The organism is Leptolyngbya sp. PL-A3 (assembly GCF_039962325.1).
In the GTDB taxonomy this organism is placed as follows: domain Bacteria; phylum Cyanobacteriota; class Cyanobacteriia; order Elainellales; family Elainellaceae; genus Vacuolonema.
Genome location: NZ_JAMPLB010000007.1, coordinates 101,766 through 123,247, shown reverse-complemented (window position 1 = coordinate 123,247; position 21,482 = coordinate 101,766). Strand labels below are relative to the sequence as shown.

Genomic DNA, 21,482 nt, shown 5'->3' with positions numbered 1-21,482 from the left:
TCATGAAGGTGTCAGCCTCCTCTCTGAACCTATTCCTTGGCTATATTTTTGGGCTGCCTACTACTGCCCTAATGCTTTGGCATAGGCACCATAGAGGCGTTGGAGATAGTTTTCAAGGCTGTAGGTTTGGGCCATTTCGTAGCCGCGCTCAATCATTTGATCGCGGAGGGGGCGATCGCCCAACAGCTTCTCAATTTTGTTCTTGATGTCATTTACATCATAAGGATTGGCATAGAGCGCTGCTGAGCCACAGATCTCGGGCAAGCAAGAAACGCTGGAGGTAATGACTGGACATCCCAGGGTCATGGCTTCCACAGGGGGCAGGCCGAACCCCTCGTAGAGGGAGGGGAAGACCAGGGAATAGGCGCCCTTATAGAGGTATTTCAACGCCTCTAGCGGGACGTACTCCAGCAGTTTGACCTGGCGTTTGGAGTCACGATCAAACAGGTAGTTGAGTTTCCCCAACTCCTGTTCCCAGGACCAGGCTTTCTTACCCACAATCACTAGGGGCATATCTGTATCTACCGTAGCGTAAGCTTCCAGCAAACGACCGATGTTCTTTTTGGGCTCGATCGCCCCCACAAACAGGAGATAGTTGTCGGGGGTGAGGCCGTAGCGACGGAGGTAGTTGGCGATCGCCTGCTCATTCGCCTGCAATGGTTGCAGAGTCACAGGTTGGTACGTAACCACGATGCGATCGGGGTCAGCATCAAAGTAAGTGAGCAAATCCTTCTTGGTATTCTCGGAAACGGTGATGATGACCTCAGAATCCTCAATGGCATTGCGGATTTTGCCGTAGAAATCCTTTTTGTTATCCAGCGTGGTGTAGGGCAATCGCAACGGGATCAGGTCGTGAACCGTGGTGATTTTTTTAGTGCCTTTGATCCGAATGGGCAGCGGATAGGTCACGTGCCAAATATCCATCTTTTCGGGCACGTGGATGTCGGTGACACGCCCGGTCAGGGAGAAAGAGAAATTGGCAATGTCATAGCACTTCGCCAGGTTGAAGGACTGCGCATAGCGAATAAAGTCCGCTCCATAGGCTCCCTCTTTCAGTACAATATCGCCAATGCTCGTCCGTCGCCAGGCTCGATAGAAAGGCCCGGTGTAGGACTTTGCCATCCCCTTAAACAGCCCGATTAACTCCGCAATAAGATTGGTACGACGGGATTGATGATCAAAAAACAGGATTTCGTCGAGAACCTTATCTTTTTTATTGCTATTGCGGCTGAGCAGAACATCCACCTGAGCTCCCATCGTTTGCAGAGCTTTTACAAGGGTGGTGCTATAGGTTTTGATGCCGGTACCGTCCGTTAATTGCAGGTTGTAGCCATCCATCAGGATTTTGACCCCAGCTAGTTTGCCTGCCAGGGCGGATTCTCCCGTAGCGGGTCGTTGGTCACACTCAATCCATTGGGGTGGAGTCTCCGCTTCCGGGGCTTTGGGGACAGCCAGTTCCAATAGAGGCGTTTCTCCGAGGGCGGCTCCACTGGCATCGCGTTCGCTGGCATTGTCCCACGTAGAGCCTTCCGCCCCACCCTGGAAGGTACGTACCAATCCCGGCACGACAATGAGATAGCCGCCGCGCTTGGTGATGGAATTGGGTGACCATGCCGTGATCCACCAATCTTCGTCGGCTCCCTGGCCATGCTTACGGCCCACGGGTTTGGGCGCACCCAGGTAAGGAGTTGGGATGGGCAGCACCCCTGCCCAGTAGCCGCGGTGAGCGTGTAGGTGTTGACCGGGGAGCGATCGCTTATACAACACCTGGTATCCCCCCAACGCCCCCGTTGCGAACGTGGGATGCTCCGATGCATCCTTCCCCGCCAACAATGGCCGCTCCTTGGCATCCTGAATCTGCCCCAGGATCTGGAATAGCTCAGGGTGTACATCCACATCGTCCTGGAAGTAGGAGATCCAATCCACATCGGGGTCGGCTAACCAGTAGCCAATGCCGATGTTCATGGCGTTGGGCAAGCCTCGGTTTTCGGGTACGCGAATCAGTGGGACGTTGTGTTCGTCGGTAATGCGTTGATTCTCGTGAAAGTTTTCTTCGGTGGAGGCGTCATCGACGACGACGACAGGGGCACCGAGGGCGAGGATTTGGGGGAGCGATCGCGCTAAGCTTCCCGGGCGGTTGTAGGTCGTGATCACGCTAGCGAAGGTAGGCTTCCTCTCCTGCATCCGGTCCAGCGTTTCGAGCGCCGCCAGTTGGTCTAGCAACGATTGCACATGACCTTTGACCACAGGAGGCGCCGAATCCAGAGCATGGCGCGCGTACACCACAAATACCGGATTTGCGAACACCGGCTGAAACTGCTGCATCACCGCCACCGCAAAGGGCGGTTCTACTTCATGCACCATGCCCTTATGGAACACTACAAAATCAAATTGCTCCGGAGGCAGCACATAGGTGACGTTGTAGTGGTAGTTCCCTGGAAAAAACTCCATAAATTCGTTCGGAGCTAGAATCGCCGCCGTGGGCTGAGCGTGCTCCTTCAGAAAGTCTCGGGTTTCAATCCAAAATTCGTCTTCAAGGGGAAAAGGCATGGGAATTCAGTGATGCGTCACACTGGAACGGTCAGGAATAACTTTATATCAAATCCGGTTGAAGAACCGTGATGGGGAGTAGCACAGTGCAATGCGCCGTGCTACTCCCCATCACGATTCTGACGACAAGATTGTTCCTAATCCGTTGTAGGAATACCCAGGCGGCGCTTCACCCGAAACCAGCCACTCCGCAGTTTCCAGAACTTGCTGGATTCCATAGCCGCGATGCGGGCTCTGGCATCATACAGATCGCGATAGTTTTGTTGGGCGTATTGGATCGTCAGGCCAGGGGTAAACTCCTGATGCCAGAAGACGAGGCGCAGGGCAATTTGTTCTGTCTCAGAAATGGGGGCGGGAGGTTGCACCTCCACGGTCACTTCGTAGCTGAATTTGAATTGGGTTCGTTGGGCCAGGTGAAGCAACAGGCAGGTGTGGGCAGCTTCGCTGAGTTCCGGGTCACGCCCCAACCATGATAGACAAGACTGACGCACCAAAAAACTACCGGGAGCAACCAGGGGCTGAAGCTGCAACAACCGCTCAGAACTGTAGGGATGAAAGCTGTACAACTCAAGGGGATCGCCCGATCGCCCCACAGCTCCGCTATAGGCAACTCCCACTTCAGGATTTTGCTCCAGAATTTGTACGAGCGTCCCAATGTGATTGGGATACAGCACATCTCCAGCGTCCAAAACTCCAGCGTACGTGCTGTGGATGCGGCTCAGTCCCTTCCACAAAGCAGTGCTGAAGGGAACATCAGCGGGAACCTCCAACCGCATCATGGAAACATCGGTGTGATGCCATTCTGCCCGTTCAGAATCCGTGGCGGATTGGATTAAGGTAACGGAGAGATTGGGATACGTTTGCCGGCTGAGGCTGTCGAGCGATCGCCCCACCTCTTCCGCCGACTTTCCCACCCCCATCAAGAGGATCTGCACCGGGCATTCCTCCTCGATCTGCAAGTGGCCGTGCGCCACAAACTGCTTCTCAGGCAGTACCTCCTGCTGAAGCTGAGGCAGGTTTTGCAGCAGTTTTTCCAGGGTGTAATGGTCGTTGAAGTGGGCGTGGGCTTGCTGGGTGAGGGCGATCGCAGCCTCCCGATTTCCACAAATCCAGGCCATGTGCTGATCAATCTGCCGGGCCTGCTCTACCGGGCTAGCTTCCGCGTCAATATACAACACGGAATCCCCAAAGGCGTCGCGGATAAAGGGATGATCGCTACAAACGGCTACAGCTCCAGCAGCAACAATTTCAAAAATGCGCATGGAGGCAACCCCAGCCCGTCGGTGCTCATCCCGATGCAGACACAGGCCCACCCCTGCTTGATGGAGGGTTTTGAAAAGACTGGTGCCATCAAAGGGTAGGCTACCCCGGTACGCATTCTTCAAGTACTGCCACCCAGCAGGATTGCCGTACACTGCCATATAGGGCCGCTGATCCAGCTCACGGAACAGATCGGAGAAGCGCTGTCCATCCCAATTAGAGCCACAGTAAACCAATTGTGGGTTGTCAAGTTGAGGCTGCTGGTATTCGGTGGCGGGGGAGCTGGTGTAAAAAGGCATCCGCAGAAACGGCTTGGGGGTGTTGCTCAGCAAACGATGCAACCACCGCTCGATGTAGGGGGCGGCAACCAGATAGCCGTCATAGGAAAGGATGTGGGCGATCGCCTTATCCACCCCTTCAAAAAAGTGGGGCGGGCTCCAAATACACCCGTATGTAGGAAATGACGTCAGCTTAGGAGCGTTGTCGTGCATCGCCAGCACGCAATCCGGTTGAAAATCCTGGATCTCCTGAGCATTGCGACAGGTGACAGCTTGCCAGCCCAACCGTTGCGCGGCGATTTCAATACGGCGAGCTAATTCGGCTTCAGCAAACCAGTTTTCTTCAAAGGGGTAATGAAGGGCAATTTTCATAAGATTTTGCTATATCATTCCGTCTTTCTGAAAACTGTTTGAGATACAAGAATTGCAGTTTTTGAAGAACTGCAATTCTTACGCGCAGAAAATCACATGAGGGAAAAGATACCGAGAGAGCCAGGAACTTTTTGTTGCAGTTTTTGTAGGCTTTCCCAATGGTGAGGTTCAGTAGGAAGCTTACAGAGAATGATCTGGGTCTTATCCGAAATGACGGACAGTTCCAGATCGTCGTGCCAATTCCAACCCATCGCTTGGAGGTTAGAAGATGGAATCCCTAAAGTTTGCTGAGCAGCCGCTGTTTCCTGAGCATTACCTAGCAGGAGAAAGGATCGCGTAGGCCTTGCTTCTAATATCTGCAAGATACGAATTGATGCCTCTAAAAGTGCCGTTTCATTTTCCAATTGAGCTTCTGCAAAATTGTCTAACCGACGGGTTAAAACCGCAATATCCTGAGTCGTTTTTGAGAGTCCTTCGAGTTGTTCTAATCGACGAAGAATCTCATCCAGTTTGTTTAGAAGTAGCTCTTTGATAACTTTGATGCGATTCAGCATTGCGATTAGGAATTTATAGAGTTAGATCGGTTGGAATGAAGCAAATCAGCTAACTGGCTGCGAAGGTCTTCACCTTTTTCCAGAAGAGCTTTAGCTCTGGGTGTATTCGCAAAAACAGGACGAGCTTTCGCAGCTCGGCTTAAGCTCTCATGAAGGCTAATAACTTCATGCTGAAGATAGCGAACCCGCTGCTGAAGCCAGTCGTCTTGCTGGAAAAGAGGAGCACTATTTTGAACACGGAAAAACTCTGTCAGTGAAAGAGTCTGTTCGCGGCAGGAAAAGCCCTGGTTCGAAAAAGAAGCAATGATTTCAGGAAAATAGCAAACTACAGCTTCAGGATATTGAGCCAATCGTAAAAACCAGTCATAATCCGCTGAAATTCGATATGTCTCATCAAACAGTCCCAGCTTCTCAAACAAATGGCGACCGAAGAAACTGGCAGAATGTTGAGGGCCATCCGAAAACCACAAAAGAGCTTCTTTCAGTTCTTCAGGAGGCCGGGGTACGCGATGAATCGTGCGGTTATTTTGCACAATTCGCATTTCCATTTGCCCGTACACAAAATCACATTTTGGTTGCTGGGCGATGAAATTTGCTAACTTCTCAAAGACCTGATGATTAACGAGGTAATCATCAGAATTGAGGAAGTACAAAAAGTCTCCCGTTGCCATGCGGATACCCTTGTTCATGGCCGCATAGATTCCCCCGTCAAGTTCGCTGACAACACGGGCAATCTTCGAGGCGTATTTCTGGACGATATCGAGGGTGCGATCGCTCGACTTCCCATCGATAATCAAATACTCCACATTCGGGTAAGTTTGATTGACAACGCTCTGAATGGCTTGTTCAATGTGAGCTTCAGCATTCTTACAGACCGTGATAACCGTGATTTTCATAGCAGGATAGTTGAGGGAAACACGAACACGAGAGGGGAATACAATTACTCCTCGGCAGGAAGACCTAAACGCCGTTTAATTCGAAACCAGAGACCCCGCAATTTCCAAAATTTGCTGGTTTCCATCGCTTCAATTAATTGGTTCTTCTGAGTCATTTCGGCCTCTAGAAACTGGATGCGTCGTTCCTGAGTTTGGAGCTCCTGAGTATCGTGCAGCAGCGCATGAACCAGCACAGGCTTATGAATTGCTTCGTAGTGTTCACCCAGAGTGGCATTGAAGCCAGCCAGGCTAGTCTGAACCGGAGGTGAGACAGTTTCCGTTAGAACTGTGTTCACGAGCGTCGCTGTGCCCCCGGAGTTAGAGCTTGTACTGCTGGAACTCCCATTTGAAGACGATTGGAGCAGGGACTCATACAACGCTAAAAAGCGCTGCCCGATCACGGGCATGGAGTACTCCGTTTCGGCAATTTCCCGGCAGAGAGACTGCATAGCGACAGAGGCTTCGCGCTGTAGTACACAATCGACGATGAGCTCTGCCATGCGCTTAAAGTCGCCCACAGGAGCAAGCCAACCCGTTTTACCCGACCGAATGACATCCGGCATGCCACCCACATCAAAGCCAATCAGAGGTGTGCCACAACTGATAGCCTCTAACATGACGTTGGGCAGATTATCCTCTAGCGACGGCAGAATAAACGCATCTGCTGCTGAGTAGAGTTCTGCTAGCTTTTGGGGCGAGTTGCAAAAGCCCACATGAACATATGGAATGTCAGGAGCATCCAGGGGATGGCTGATGTTGCCAAAAAAGAGGAATTGAATCTTACCAGCATTGGCAGCGGCCCTAAACTTTCCATTCTGCAGAGCGCGGCGAATCGCCTCCAACACTTGGGGGAATTCCTTCCGAGACTCGATGCTGCTCTGGGCAATGAAGGTGAACGCTCCCGGTTTAAGACCTAGACGTCGCCGGGCAGCAGGTTTACCCAGGGGTCGAAAAACATCCGTTTCGATCGGGTTAGGAATGACATGAATGGGGCAGTTCCCCAAGAGACGGCTCTGTCGTGCCTCCTGGGCCATCCAGCGGCTCGGCGTCACAATCGTCAGGTTGGGGACGTGCGCTAGGAGCTCCAATTTGTCTTGAAGCACCGCGGATGGAAGATGGTAGGGGTCATTCTGCAATTGTGGGCAGGGGGCGCAATTATCGGTGTAGCCACTACACCCCGAGCTGTAGTGACACCCTCCAGTAAACGGAGCCATGTCATGCAACGTCCAGACGACAGGCTTGCCTAGTTCCAGCAGGGCCTTCAGAGAGGTGGGGGAGATGAATTGGCTGACCCAATGCAGATGGATAATGTCGGCCTGGGCGATCGCCTCGACCGACGTTAAATCTAACCCTGGATATGCGGCCGTAAAAAGGGTTTTGGCTCGATTGGTCAGATTACGGTTCAAGTAACGCCGCTGAATGGCTAGCCATTCAGGAGACTGGAGTTCCAGTTCGAGCGCTTGTGAGGTCACCTCCAGGACAGTGGGATCGGTCGAGACCTTCCAGCGCACCGCCATGCGGCTATCCTGCCCCAACTGTCGAAGTGATTTATGCAGGCGATAAGCCGCCAGCGCCGCTCCGCCACGAATATCTCGGGTGTTGACCTGAACAATTTTCATTGGTGCACAAACGCTGCTTCACGGCTCGGAGTTCCGTCCCAACTGCTTCAACCTGAACCAGGCATTTCGCAGTTTCCAGAATCGACTGCCTTCCATCTCCGCAATTTTAGCCTGCGATCGTACCAATTCCTCTTGTGTGTGGACCAACTGTTCCCCTAACTGACTGACCTGCTGCCGCTGATTGGCCAACCGCTCTCGCAGCTTTTGCACCTCCGGTCGCAGCCTTTGTACTTCCGGCCGCAATTTCTGCAACCTTTGGACCTCTGGCCGCAACTTCTGCACCTCCAGCCGCTTCTCGTGGAGTACTGAACGGGTTTCGTGAAGATCCTGTTTGGTTTGCTGGAGTAGCAACTTGTCTGCTTCCCAACGTTCCTGAGTAGCATCCAGGCGTTTCTCTAGCGCTCGTCGTTCCCGCAGCAGAGCTTCTTGAGCCAGGTCTGGATACAGGGTCGCAAAGTGAGGCCCCATGCTCGTGTCGAGGCTCATATCGCGATCAGCGGGCGATCGCTCGACCAGAGGTGGTGAGGGTAAGTCAGCATATAATGCCTGGTACCGTTCGGCCTGAAGGGTCAAGGCATAGTTCGCTTCCACATGACGACGAGCTGTTTCTCCCAGGGTTTGGCGTTGTTCAGGTGCCAGGGTTAACGTCACAATTGCCTGGGCCAGGGCCTCTAAATCACCGGGTGGAACGAGGGCTCCGGTCTGCCCATCCGGAACAGCATCAGGGATACCTCCGCTGGCAAAGGCGATAACGGGTGTCCCACAGGCCATGGCCTCCAGCATGGTGTTGGGCAGGTTGTCTTCTAGAGACGGCAGGATGAACAGATCGGCTGCGGCGTAGAGCTGGCTGAGGGTCTCATCTGAATCAATGGTGCCAAAGGAGCGCACCGGAATTTGGAGGGTTTCTAGATCTTCACTAGGGGCCCCAAAGCAGAGCAGTGTTACTTTACCCGCCTCGATCAAGCTCTCAAACTGCGGGTTCGCACGGCACTGCTGCAACGCTTTGAATAATGGCAGAAATCCCTTGCGCTGCTCGTTCCCATTGTTGGCTCCAATGAGTAGAGCGATCGCCCCCTCATCCAACTCCAGCGCCCGCTTTGCCTCTCCCTTAGGCCAGGGCCGAAACACATCGGTCTCCAACCCATAGGGAATGACTTCTATCCGCTGCTGCCGAAACAAAGCACTCTGGCGGGCACAATCGGCCAGCCATTGACTGGGAGTGACCACGGTAATGGGAGATTGCAGCAGGGCCAGCTTATCTCGCAGCAGATAAGCTGGCAAATCTGCCGGATTTTCGGCTAGCTGAGGGCAGGCATGGCAGGTGGTCTGGTAGCGATCGCATCCCGCCGGATAGTGACAGCCTCCTGTGAAGGCTGAGCAATCATGAAGCGTCCACACGGCGGGCTTACCGAGCTGTAGCAGCCTTTGCAGGGTCGTCACAGACTGAAATCTGCTAACCCAATGGAGATGGATCACATCAGCCCCCATTACTTGGGGGAACTGGCTTAGATCCACACCCGGGTAAGGCAGCGAAAAGAGCGTATTGGTGAGGTCTGAGCGATCCTGGTCGATAAAAACAGATTGAATTGCCGCCAGCCCCATTCGCCGCACGTACTCTTCGGAGTAAACGGTGTCAGTAGCGTAAACCTGAGGGTCCGGCGATCGCTTGCTCCGCACCACTAATGAAGATTCCACCCCAATTTGCTGAAGACCAAGGTGTAACCGATAGGTCGCGCGAGCGGCTCCCCCGTCCACATCATTCGTGCTGAGTAGGGCAACTTTCATGATTAATGGTCTCCGCCTCGGAGCGATCGCTTGACCTGAAGCCAGAGTCGCTGCATTTTCAAAAACTTACTATTTTCCAGGGCGGCTAGCTTCGTCTGAGCATCGTGTAGAGCATCCTGATACTCCTGAAGCTGCCGAGCCAGATTGCGTTTCTGCCGCTCTATTTTCTCGGTTTGAGCCACTTTCTGAGCCAGCTTATCTTGCAGGCTCTCAATTTGTTGCTGCTTGAAGGCCAGTTTCTCATCCTTAATTTTTTTAGCGGTAAAACGCCCCAATTGTTGCATCAGATGATGGTAGTTCTGCTCGGTAAACAGCGGGATTTGATCCCGCTGCCCTGTGTAGGTGGGAAACATCAGCGCATTTTTCAGGAAAGGCTCAACCTCTTTCACCCAGGGTTGGGTAAGCAGGGACACCAGGGTAGCTTTGGCTTCATCCACACAGCCCAGGTAGGCCAGTGCAGCCCCCCATTGCAAGGTGTAAACGGCCAGAGCACGCGTATCTTGACGAGCATGAGCTTGCAAGAAAAGAGCAGCAAAGGCGTCATCGATCCACCCTTTATCGATAGTTGACAAAGTGTCAGGGAGGCGATCGCCAACCGTTTCCACCCGCAACTCCTGCGTTAACCGAAAAGTATAGGTTGAGCCAACATGGGCAATGGGCTCAAAATGGTCAGCCAACCGTTGAACGACCAGGGGGATCCAAAAGCAGGTGTACCATCCGTAGTCTTGAAATAGAAAAATGGTGCCTTTATGAACGTGAGGGGCCATTTTTAGCAGGAAATACTGGGTGCCATACCAGCTTTTGCACCCATCTACGAAAACAGCACCAAACTGGCTATCAGGAGGTTCAAACTCTTGTTCAAGCTGTCCGACCTGCTCAGGATAATCAGGCAAAGCCTGACTTTGAGAGACCAAGAATGCGCTGTAAGGCTGATTTTCATGGAAGCGTTGGAAGACTTCCAAAAAGCTAGTTGAGGTTTCAACCGTTGCCTTTAAATCAGCAGGTAATCGCCCTTCTTCAAATGAAGTTTGAAGGAAATTGGAGAGCTGTTGAGGGTCGTAATACTCGTCAAAACGATCGCATGTATAGAACTTTGTTTCGGGGTTTCGTTGAGGATTTGCCGCCATACCGAGGGCGATCGCTCGCGAGGTTCCTCCTAAAAATGGCCCAATCTCGAAAACATCCTCATTCCCTGGCCAGAACTTCGCAAAGTAGTTATATAAAAAACGCCGTTCTTTAGCAGAAACCTCTGATGGAACCTCATCCAATTGGGCTGAAAGTTCAGGGGATGATACCTGAAAATAATGCGGCGTATTGTAACCCAACTCGTATAAGGGCTCCAGGTCTAAAAATTGCTGTTTTAAACCCTCAGGAGACTGAAAATATTGGGCTCCGAGGTAATAATCTACTAACTCTAATTGTGCCGGAGTAATAGAATCGGATGGCTCCTGAAATAGGGACTTAATTTTCTGGATACGCGGCTCATCCAATGTGGCTAAGGTCAAAGCTAAACGCTTCGGGTCTGCAGCAGAACGAGTGACATTACCAGTATCAATGTAGAGATAAGGACACCCAGTTTTAACCGCATAAAACACATGAGAGCTAATATCATTGCCTGCCGCGTAGCGATGCAGTGACAGCAAATGATAAAGTCGCGCCATGAAGAGGGGATCGTACATATGCCCCGCCGAAACGACTCGAAACCCCGCCGCTTCAAAGGGCTTTTGACACCCGAGCTGGAAATCTCGCCAATATAGACAAATGGTAACAGGATGGTAACGTTGTTCTAACGCATGAAGCTTATCAATAACAACTTGAGGATCAAATGCCGTGGTAATGTGATGAGTCGAGTGCGTCAGGAAAAAGAGAGTGCCATCGCGCTCGGGCTTAGGTGCATTTTTATAGAGATCTAGTAAATAGAGAAACGGCGAACTTAAAGGGTATAAGCGTTTATGAACATGCTGCTTCTTTAAGTTATTTTCGTAATTTTTCTGAAGGTGTTCTGAAAAGTAGAAAGCAGCCGGCAAAGGACTGAAAATTTCTTTATGCCAAATAAAAGTATCTGATAAATAAACTCCATGAGGAACCACTCCCTTCAAGGCGTAATCCGGGGGAAGATTGGCATAGGTTTTGAGAATGCGATCGCCCCCATAAAACGCATTTCCATGAAAAATTTCAACGTTCCCCTCGGGACATTCCTGACACAAACTCTCCAGGTTTTCCTGCTGTGCCAGGGTCTCGTCCAGAGTTAATTCAAACATAGGAAAAAGGCTAAAGAACAGATAGGTAGTTAATCCTGCTAAGCATGATTCCAAGAGGCTCAGCAGATTGAGCCCCACCATTCTCTCACAACCCATAGAGGATAATACATCCCACTTGTTTGAGGTAGGTGAAGCTCGCTCACACAAGTGGGTTTCCAAATTTGCAAAATTGGAATACATCCCCCGGAATTATCCTATCAGGACTGAACCCGTTGCAAAATTTGCTGAACAATGCGATCGCCCCCCTGTCCATCAATCGTTTGCCACCCTTTACTGGCTAACGCGCTCAAGCGTGCTGGATCCATCAGACGACTTCGTAAGGTATCCGCTGCCTGTTCAACAGCTCCCAAGTTCTCCAGCAAATCCAGTGCCGCTAGAGGTTCTACGTAAGGAGCCATGTTTTCCCAAGCGATCGCTCCACAAGGCCGCCCCAGGCACATCACTTCATAGCTTGTGATACCTCCTAACGTAATAGTCAGGTCGTGTTCCACAATCAACTCCGCTAGAGACGATGGCGCGTTCAAAAGGCGAATGCGTGGCTCCTTCTGGGCCAGGTTTTGTAGATGATAGCGATGATTGGGATGGAATGCTGGACCGGCGATCGCTGTCACCTCTAAATCGGCCTCGTCCAAGAGGGGCCGCAGCCGCTGCAGAAAGTTCAGCGTCAGGTTAGCAGGGTCAGCGCCTCCCAGAGTCACGAGAATGCAGCGAAGGCGATCGTCCTGCCAGGGTTGCTCCGGTCGTAAGTCTCGCACTGACTCCCGAATCACTCGATAAGGCGATCCGATCAATGCGGCCTTCTCAAACGATGCAGGCAGATCAGCCGTGGATTTCGAGCTATCTTCGTCCACAATCATGTCAGCCGAAAAACGCCCACTAGCGCTGTCGTTCAGGTGCACCAATAGCCGATACCCTTCATCACGGGCGGCCTGGAAATCCTTATCCTCCAGGTCCATCAAGTCGGTGATGAGGACGGCATAAGTGCCGGGGGGAGCGAGGAGCGATCGCCAATCCAATGCCGTCTCCCGATCCTCGACGCCCAAGACTTCACAACCTTTGGGGGCAAAGTGTTCCACCAATTCGGGTGGAGCCTCCCAGATCACCAGAACACGGTGCCAGTAGCTTGTTTTTAGCAATGCCTGGGCCAGGGTGGCGGTACGGGAGAGGTGACCGACACCAATGTGGCGATTTCCAGCAGCCTGAAGCACAACAACGGGGCGGGTAAACATAACGAGGGCTGTATAGCAATGTTTTTGATGCTAACGCAGAACGCAGAGAGGCTGTTTTTGACTCATCTTGCACCGCACCGATTGTGCCAGGGTAGATGAGTCGGGCTCCATCCACCCTGGCACAATCGGTGCGGTGAACTGATGGTTGCAGTGGAAAAACAGTCGCTTGGGTGCTACGAGACCCGGACTAGCCAATCAAGTCCCAAGACATTGGTGTTCCTTTTTTGACCGCTCGATTGATGGTTTTCCCGAGAAGGGTTTCTAGATATTTGGGAGGAAGCCCCAAACCAGGGCGCACAGCTCGGAGATTTTTAGAAGTGAGGCGATCGCCCGCCTCCATATTCTCAGCAATGTAGAGCGATCGCCGGTACTGCAATGACGCTTGCTCTGCTTCAGTTGGCCCATACTGAACCTGACCCATGGCTTGCCACGCCCGTTCCGTTTCAATTACGAGCTGTTGCATTTCCTCGGGCTCCATAGAAAATGCCGAATCTACCCCCCCATCAGCCCGCCGCAGGGTGAAGTGTTTTTCAACGACCGTTGCGCCCAGAGCGATCGCGGCCACCGCCACTCCAATACCCATGGTGTGATCCGACAAGCCCACCTGCACACCGAATAAATCTCGCAGATGGGGAATCGTGTTGAGGTTGGAATTTTCAGGAGTTGCAGGATAAGTGCTGGTACATTTCAGCAGGACAATATCCTCACATCCTGCGGCTCGCACAGTACGGACAGTTTCATCAAGCTCGGCAATGGAAGCCATGCCGATGGAAATAATCATGGGTTTGCCAGTGCTGGCCACCTTCCGAATCAGCGGCAAATGAACATTCTCAAAAGATGCAATTTTATAGCAAGGAACGTTTAGCTCCTCCAAAAAATCAACAGCAGTCTCATCAAAGGGCGTACTAAAAACAATTAAATCCAGCTCTTTACACCGCTTAAAAATGGGCAAGTGCCATTCCCAGGGGGTATAAGCTTGCTGATAAAGCTGATGGAGTGAACTGCCTTTCCAAAGACTATTGGGATTATCAATAAAAAATTCTCCATCCGACACATCCAGCGTGATGGTATCGGCAGTATAAGTCTGTAACTTAATGGCATGAGCCCCAGTTTTAGCGGCCACCTCAACAATTTCTAGAGCCCGTTCAAGAGATTGATTGTGGTTCCCCGACATCTCCGCAATGATGAAGGGAGGATAGTGGGGACCGATGGGGCGATCGCCAATAGTAACCGTATTCATAAAAAGCAAAATCTACTAAGTAATAGTATCGGCATGGTTGACAAGGAACTAGGGCTTTAAACACCGGTAGTGAAAAGCTTCACATCCTTGAATGGTAAGTTGACCAGACTGTATAAAATTAGCAGCCTCAAATGCTCGAATAGACACTAAATTGTCAACTCTAATATAAGCATGAATAGTGTGAATATCCGTTTCTTGGAACACCTGATAACACGCTGTCTTAAGGGAGAGTTTGCCATATCCATACCCTCGCATCTCAGGCGCTAGACTAATGCTAATATTTGCCTCCCCAGAACACACTGTATCAAACCGTACCTGCCCAATTGAATTCCCGTTATGGGAAGCAATCCATAAATAACACCCTGGCTCTGTCAGTTTTTGCTGCAGCCAACGAGTATGGTTTTCCCAAGGAATGGGAGATGTGGAAAAAGACACAGCTCGCACATGAGGATCATTCGTCCATTGCCAGAGCAAGCGGGCATCTTCAGCAGTTGCAGGTCTTAGATAGATTGAGACGTCCAAGTCAACTCCCTGCCGATGCCCTTTCTGCAGAAATGGCTGAGAAAGTTCAGGATCAACCGTGTAGTCCATCCTTTACCAATTCCTTGTAATTAAACAATTTTTGTTTCTTCATTCAATAAAGCAATCAATTGATTGTCATCGCGATACCTAAGCGATTTATGGCTATTGATTGATGCAACATTTGGATTGTTATCTAAAAATAAAAAGATATCAGTTAGGGTATAGCTCACATTGCCCTGAGCGATAAAATTCTGATGCAACTGATTAAATAGCAGCAGATCTTCTTCATAATCTAGAGTTAATCGATAATCCCTAACTAACTCATCAGGCAAATCAACAAAATTGAGCCTAAAATGCTCTGGATTGTTCTGAAAATACCATGTCATATACTCAGCATGCTGAGCGGTTGGGAAATGGCGATGTATTTTTTCAAGGGTCTGCACACTGATAATTTCTAAGTTCGTTCCGACGGCTGCTCTACTTGCTGTAGTGTAGTCTGCAGCATTTTCAAAATGGGATTTTAGCAATAGTTGGCAGATGTGATTATCAATGAACGGCATATCAGCCGTCACCCGAATAATAATGTCAATTTTTAACTGCTGTGCTACACCTAAGTAGCGCTGAATTACATCTTCAGGATGCCCCTGGTAGAAGATAACGCTGGAGGAAAATAAATAATCCTTTAAGGGCATATCGCTCTCTAGATCAGATGTTGCCAATATAGTGTGATGAACATTCTGAAATTTGAGAGCATTCCGAAGACAAAACTCAACGGAGGTGAGATCGCCTAAAGTTAACAAAGCTTTCTTGGGTAGTCTTGATGACTTCAACCGACAGGCAACGATCGTCGCGATTTTTGCTTTCTTAAAGTCATAGCTGTAGAAAGCATCCCCACTTACCTTTTCTGTCCCCAGGATATGAAATGTGTCCTGCAAGCTTTTAATTTGCCTTGCACTAAGACCTGTTTTATCGGAGCGTTTATAAACTAAGTCTTCACTCAATGCGAGTAGTTTTCCCGCAGGCACATCCGTTTTTAGGAACGGGATCATTAACGTTTTCTGTAAGTATTCTCTCTCTTTAGCATTAATAAAAGGCTGTTCAGCTAAGCCTGCATATACAAATTGTTTTTCAATGAATGAGTCATATTTTTCGGGCGTGATACTAGAGAAATAATCATAAGGAGTTTCTCGGTCTGCTAACATAACGTGTTTTTCAAGAACGTCAGCCCCCTGCATCATCGCCATAATAGGCAGCCAAATGCTATCCTCCGTCGTACCATCTGCATGATCAGCAAAGACAACACGGCAGTTAAAGCATTGTTTAATTGCTTTAATTTTGCCAATTCCAGAGTCTTCAATTTGTGTAGGATATGCTTGAAATCCTACTTCTAACAACAGCTCCTCAGGCTGCAAGTCCCGTTTGAACCTTTGAGTGATTTCATCTATTTCATCTAAGGTAAATGACGCAATATTAAGAATCAGCTTTTTACTAGATAAATCGAGAGCTGTTATTTCCTTAATCAGGCTGTAGTTGTATAGAATCGAAGCTTGAAATTTAATACCGTAGATGGCCTGAAAATTGTTTTTTAAGATTTGAACGCTATAAGAGTCAAAAATATCGAGCCAAACATCTTTTGTTTGGGCAACTTCTCTAATTAATTGTTCCCATTGGGTCTCATAAAAAAAAAGTTTTTTATAAACCTCATACCACTGGTAATTTTCTGTGGCGAGAAAATCAGGATGAAAGGCCTGGAACTTAATTCCAAAACCTTTTGTGTATTTCTGAAACGACCTAACTAGCTCTATTGCATAGTTGTGATCACCACCATGTGTATTGGCAAATTCGATAATGTTATAAGGCATGTTTGACAAGAGGCTGATAATTTAGTAGAGGCATGAAAAAGAGGTAGCTTTTCTGTAACTTAGGGTGAGTTCTATTGCTTACAATTCAAGTGGCGAACTTCAATCCCACGGTTTTTCTTAGAATCTAATACAATAACATTTGCAAAGCCTCGTTTTTGGGCTGCCAAACAAATACCATTTGTATCTGATGCTTTGAGAGGGGGTTGATTGGGCGATCGCAACTTATACGACGGATACCCATAAAATGTAGCATCACAGTTTGCTGCAGGTAGTCCATCAAGTAATGCTACTCCTGTAATAGCAGGAGCAATAAAAGGAGAAACCTTGCAGTTCCTATACCATTTCCAATACAACTTATAACTTTGGGGAATAAAAAGAAGAGTTTTTCTTTTCTCCAAAGATGGCATGGTTCCAATTTTTTGCAAAGCAGCAAGCAATTCTTTTCGCTTCGGATCAGCTTTAGGAAGATCTATAGAATCTTCAACCCCTTTTACAGCCCCTATAACATTACTTATCGAAGCAATAACGATGGGGAGCCCTACAAAGGCAAACAATAAAGTTTTGAGTGGAATCTGACCAATGTACTTGAGCATTTGTGAACTCAACTATCAAGCCGCTGAAGTTAAGATTTAGCTCTGCAAAAAATTTCGAAAAAAACTAAACTTACTCTAAGTTTCCCCTTATCAAAGACATAACTTTTAAGATATGTAAGATCTGCAGCGAGGGTTCAAAACTATTTGCAGTCCATCTGAGCAATGGAGATTTCCTAAAAGAAAGCTAAGGGATAACCAAATTTGGAAATCCATGAAGTAGTAAGCAGCCCCGCCCGCTAAGTCCAATAACATCCCAGGAAGTAAACCTAAGAAACAGGCAACAACAATAATTTCGACCTCAACAATTTTACCTGTGCGACAAGCTATGACTAAATCACCTACTGTGCTAAGGCCTATAGCTTGAAGTCGAAGACTGAGGTAGATAACAGACCATAAAAAGAGTATAGGAAACCAAAAGACTCGAAGACCAGGCTCGATAGCAGCAAGATAGGCAAAAGGTTGTGCAGGGTTAGAGGGCATAGGAGAACCACCTAAATACCCCATAAAGCTCAAGGCCTGAAGCTGTAAACCTATGGAAGCTATTAAACCTACCCATACTAGCCAATGTGTATAAAGCCGGAGGCGTAAAACGCTATAGAAAACAATGTTGAACAAAACGAAGCCAACCGATACTTTAGATAACGTAATAGCCCATAGAAGTAAGCTAACACAAAGTATTAGTAACCCTGTTGAAATAGAATTTTTATTTTTATGCTGATAAGTTAGAAACTTTAAGCATAAGGATAGACAAAGAAAAGCTAGGCTGAGGGCAAATAGTTGAGATTGACTAACTATGCTGCTGCTTAGAAAAATTCTAAGTTTCGAATATAGAACAATCGGTAAAAAGCCGACAAAACCAAGAAACAACAATCCCCAAAATTTCCAATCTTTTCTTAGATCTTGCTTGCAAGAACTAAGTTTATCTAAAGAGCGTAAATCTACTACAAAGTTTAAGAAGCTGTGAAAGAGAATGGGTACTATCAGGATTGGATAGGCTAAATTGTAGAATCGAAAAACACTCAAGTCGAGTAATGGTGCAAGCTGAGCAAATAACCAGTGGCTAGCAATGTGATAGGGAAGGTAAACTGGACCATCGATTCCAGTACTCGGTACTCCATAAGTTTGAATCATAGCTGCAACACTGCTGTGGAACAGGTTGTCAATATGCAGGGTTGCCGCCAGAAGACTTGCGTTAGGGCGGAGACTCATATAGCGAAAGCCCCAAACTACCCAGGCAATGTAAGTATAGAACGCAAAAACAATTCCCCCTACCGCCCAGTGTCTCCATTCCAGCCTTGTGGGCATAAATCGCCACAGACTCAAGCAGAGGAGAAGCACTGCCAAAACCCAAAAAAACGGCATGAAGTTTACGGACAGGTAAGTTCTTAGCCAACTAAGCCCAATTAGAACTGCCAGTCCTAATAGTGTTACGATTGCATCCATTCCCACGTCAGTCTGGGATGATTGCTTTAACCAAGACCGCAATTCCCGATAACCTTGAGGCAACAGTAGTAGGCAAACACTGACTGCGGCAGAATTCTGAACCTGTTCAAAGCCCCGCAGTATGTCGGGTTGCACCACCGTGTAACAGATGGAGAGGGTGATCGCCAACATTACACAAAATATTGCCGTAGTCAGCCGGGCCTTCTGAATGGAGACTTCTTGGGTAGGTACAGGAGGCAATGCTGCCCCCATACTAAATGGTTCAGACATGGCGATGGACTGCCTCAATGACACGATCAATCATCTCATCAGTCATGCCTATCCAGAGCGGCAATCGAACCAGGCGACTGCTCAGGTCATCGGTGTAGGTTAGCTCTCCATGGGCACGACTAAACTTCTGGCCGGCTGGAGACGAGTGGAGGGGAACGTAGTGGAAGACGGCATCAATGGCATCCGTCTTCAAGTCTCGAATGAATTGGTTTCGTTTTTCAGTGCTAGGAAGTAGTAAATAGTACAAATGCGCGTTATGTTCTGAGATTTCTGGAACGATGGGTCGCCGCAATTTTTCTGTTTGCTCTAGCTCTGCAAAAGCCTCATGGTAACGTTGCCAGATATAACGCCGCCCTTCGGTAATGCGCTCGGCTTCCTGGAACTGAGCCCATAGAAACGCGGCACTAATCTCATTGGGTAAGAATGAAGACCCAATATCAACCCAACTATATTTATTAACCTCTCCTCGGAAGAATTGGCTCCGATTCGTCCCCTTCTCCCAAATAATTTCCGTGCGTTCGAGCCAATGGGGATAGTTAACGAGAAGGGCGCCCCCTTCCCCACAGATAATATTTTTCGTTTCGTGAAAACTAAGGGTTGCCAAATGCCCAATACTGCCTAAGGGGCGGTTTTTGTAGGAAGCAAAGAGGGCCTGTGCGGCATCTTCAACAACCCAGAGGCGGTGGTGATTGGCGATCGCCATAATCGTGTCCATCTCACAGGGGACCCCTGCATAATGGATGGGGACGATCGCCTTAGTTTTAGGCGTAATGGCAGCCTCAATCTTCGTCTCATCGAGATTCAGGTTATCGGGGCGAATATCCACAAAGACGGGAATTGCCCCCCTTAGCACAAACGCGTTCGCCGTCGAAACAAACGTAAACGACGGCATAATGACCTCATCCCCCGGCTCTACTTCCGTTAGGATTGCCGCCATTTCCAATGCTGCTGTGCAGGAATGGGCCAGAAAAGCTTTGCGGCACCGAAGGTGCGACTCTAACCAAACATGACACTGCTTGGTGAAATAGCCGTTGCCCGATAGCCATCCTTTGTCAATGGCGTACTGGATTTGAGCAAACTCAGTACCGACAGTGTACGGACGATTAAAGGGAATCGTTATTTGGTGCATTCGAGAATGAGGTGGGTATAAGGAATTCGTAACAGTTTGTGATTTATATTGACAGAGATTCTATCAAAAACCGGTTGGGCTAACTGAAGATACCCTTCAGTGGTACGCACGTTTTGCCCACGATCCTTTGAAATAATCCAACGGGCAAGGGGAGACTGCCCTTTAACATAGACCCCATCAAACGTAATGAGTCGGCCTCCAGGACGCAAGGCTGTATGGGCCAGATGAAACAACTGAATAGCTTCGTCGTCATTTAGATGGTGCAGAATTCCGATGGCGAGTACCAGGTCAAAGTACTCCTGCTTAGGTAAGGTAGTGGTAGTGACAGGCTCGCAGATGAAGGTGGCGCGATCGCCAAATCGTTTCCTGGCTGCACTAATATAGTCAGGGCTGATATCGAAGCCGGTGTAGTTTACATCTGGCAGAAAAGGCAACAGATCGGCAGGCCCACAACCGATATCCAGAATTTGATCCCCACTTTCTGGACGAATATAGTCACGAACCAAAATGGTTCGCCCCCGGGTACCCCCCGTTAACCATCCAAAAAGGCTGTAAACGAAAGGGGCTTGAAGCACAGCCCGAATTCCCTGGTTGATTTGCGGCATAGGTTTATGAGCGGACGTGGCACTGCGCAAAGTATGAGAAGAGGCTGGCAAGCCCAGATATCAGCTTGGCCCGTCAGCTTAAATTACACCTTTTGGGCAACAACCAAAAGAGAACCTCCTAAAGGCAAGGAAAGCTTGGCTTGGATTAATTGACGCTCTATAGCCATGACAGCCTCTAGGGTAGCATTCAACCAGGAGGCGATCCGAAATTCCGCTGCCGGATCGTAGGCTTGAGTTGAGCCCTTTTCTCGCAAGCGAGATACCAGCATCAGAGGTAGCAATAGGGAGACAAAGGATGTCATTCGCACAATGCGAAAACCGGCAGCCTCAACTTTTGTTTTGATTTCCCTCGCTTCATAACGACGAACGTGATGGGCATAATCATCTGCTCGGCTCCAGAGCCATGAATGTTGCGGCACTGTGAGTAAAATTCCTTGCTGGCTTGCTCGATACATTTCGCTCAAAACCCGAGTATCGTCCTGAATATGCTCTAGCACATCGAATGCCCCAATCACGTCAAACTCCTCCGTGAAAGGAATTGAGCGGGCATCCATTTGAAATAAGCTGGCTCTAGAAAGTCGCTGAGCCGCAAATTTCAGCCCAGTGGTAAAGATTTCGCTCCCCTGAAGCTTTAGGTGCGGGAATGTTTGCTCTAAATTTGACAGCACGAAACCAGTGCCGCAACCAATTTCCAAAAAACTCTTTGCGTTTGGGAAATAGGTCTCTAATGCCCACGCTAATAGATGATTTCGTGCTCGGAACCAGAAATTATTACTTTCAAGAGTTACAAGCAGGTTAAAAAAATGAGCTTCAAACCCTTCACTAGATAGTGCTAGTTCTGGAGAGAAAGCTAAAAACCCATCTATGTTTTTGGGGCGAAAGGCACACTCAGGGCATTCCCAATCTTTGCTGTGAAACTGGGTGCTGCATTGGCAACAGTGCTTCATAGTATAAATTCTTGTATGCTTCTAGCGA

General features: G+C 49.0%; 16 protein-coding genes. All 16 read right to left on the bottom strand.

Annotation, left to right across the window (positions count from 1 at the left end; translation table 11 throughout):
- Positions 1–60: 60 nt before the first annotated feature.
- The 16 genes from NDI52_RS08085 to NDI52_RS08010 all read right to left on the bottom strand — a co-directional run bounded on the left by NDI52_RS08085 (position 61) and on the right by NDI52_RS08010 (position 21,454).
- The gene (locus NDI52_RS08085; protein ID WP_190774855.1) at positions 61–2,550 is read right to left on the bottom strand and encodes a glycosyltransferase; all 2,490 of its coding nucleotides are present in this window, start codon (positions 2,548–2,550) and stop codon (positions 61–63) included.
- 137 nt (positions 2,551–2,687) lie between these two features.
- Positions 2,688–4,460 carry a hypothetical protein gene (locus NDI52_RS08080; protein ID WP_190774854.1) on the bottom strand — a complete coding sequence of 591 codons (1,773 nt, stop codon included), beginning with the start codon at positions 4,458–4,460 and terminating at the stop codon, positions 2,688–2,690.
- A gap of 92 nt (positions 4,461–4,552) precedes the next feature.
- Positions 4,553–5,014, bottom strand: a complete 462-nt coding sequence (locus NDI52_RS08075; RefSeq protein WP_190774853.1) for a hypothetical protein — start codon at positions 5,012–5,014, stop codon at positions 4,553–4,555.
- A gap of 5 nt (positions 5,015–5,019) precedes the next feature.
- Positions 5,020–5,910, bottom strand: a complete 891-nt coding sequence (locus tag NDI52_RS08070) for a glycosyltransferase family 2 protein (RefSeq protein WP_190774852.1) — start codon at positions 5,908–5,910, stop codon at positions 5,020–5,022.
- A 44-nt stretch (positions 5,911–5,954) separates the two neighbouring features.
- Positions 5,955–7,568 carry a glycosyltransferase family 4 protein gene (locus NDI52_RS08065; protein WP_190774851.1) on the bottom strand — a complete coding sequence of 538 codons (1,614 nt, stop codon included), beginning with the start codon at positions 7,566–7,568 and terminating at the stop codon, positions 5,955–5,957.
- Between the two features lie 18 nt (positions 7,569–7,586).
- A complete protein-coding gene (locus NDI52_RS08060; RefSeq protein ID WP_190774850.1) occupies positions 7,587–9,353 on the bottom strand; it encodes a glycosyltransferase family 4 protein in 1,767 nt (588 codons plus the stop codon).
- 2 nt (positions 9,354–9,355) lie between these two features.
- Entirely contained in the window at positions 9,356–11,614 is a 2,259-nt protein-coding gene (locus tag NDI52_RS08055) for a hypothetical protein (protein WP_190774849.1), read from the bottom strand.
- Positions 11,615–11,811: 197 nt separating this feature from the next.
- A complete protein-coding gene (locus tag NDI52_RS08050; protein ID WP_190774848.1) occupies positions 11,812–12,843 on the bottom strand; it encodes a hypothetical protein in 1,032 nt (343 codons plus the stop codon).
- Between the two features lie 187 nt (positions 12,844–13,030).
- A complete protein-coding gene (gene pseI, locus NDI52_RS08045) occupies positions 13,031–14,083 on the bottom strand; it encodes a pseudaminic acid synthase (RefSeq protein ID WP_190774847.1) in 1,053 nt (350 codons plus the stop codon).
- 48 nt (positions 14,084–14,131) lie between these two features.
- Entirely contained in the window at positions 14,132–14,674 is a 543-nt protein-coding gene (locus tag NDI52_RS08040; RefSeq protein ID WP_190774846.1) for a GNAT family N-acetyltransferase, read from the bottom strand.
- 20 nt (positions 14,675–14,694) lie between these two features.
- Positions 14,695–16,467, bottom strand: a complete 1,773-nt coding sequence (locus NDI52_RS08035; protein WP_190774845.1) for an N-acetylneuraminate synthase family protein — start codon at positions 16,465–16,467, stop codon at positions 14,695–14,697.
- Between the two features lie 71 nt (positions 16,468–16,538).
- Positions 16,539–17,060: a hypothetical protein gene (locus tag NDI52_RS08030; protein ID WP_190774844.1), complete on the bottom strand. Its 522-nt coding sequence runs from the start codon at positions 17,058–17,060 to the stop codon at positions 16,539–16,541.
- A gap of 105 nt (positions 17,061–17,165) precedes the next feature.
- Positions 17,166–18,773 (bottom strand): hypothetical protein, encoded by a 1,608-nt coding sequence (locus NDI52_RS08025; protein ID WP_190774843.1) that lies wholly within the window; start codon positions 18,771–18,773, stop codon positions 17,166–17,168.
- Positions 18,766–19,902, bottom strand: coding sequence for a dTDP-4-amino-4,6-dideoxygalactose transaminase (rffA, locus tag NDI52_RS08020; protein ID WP_190774842.1), 1,137 nt, complete (start codon positions 19,900–19,902; stop codon positions 18,766–18,768). Before rffA ends, NDI52_RS08025 begins: the two co-directional genes overlap by 8 nt.
- On the bottom strand, positions 19,890–20,507 hold the full coding sequence (locus NDI52_RS08015; protein WP_190774841.1) for a class I SAM-dependent methyltransferase: 618 nt from the start codon (positions 20,505–20,507) through the stop codon (positions 19,890–19,892). Before NDI52_RS08015 ends, rffA begins: the two co-directional genes overlap by 13 nt.
- Positions 20,508–20,590: 83 nt before the next feature.
- Positions 20,591–21,454 carry a class I SAM-dependent methyltransferase gene (locus NDI52_RS08010; RefSeq protein ID WP_190789413.1) on the bottom strand — a complete coding sequence of 288 codons (864 nt, stop codon included), beginning with the start codon at positions 21,452–21,454 and terminating at the stop codon, positions 20,591–20,593.
- Between the last annotated feature and the right edge of the window lie 28 nt (positions 21,455–21,482).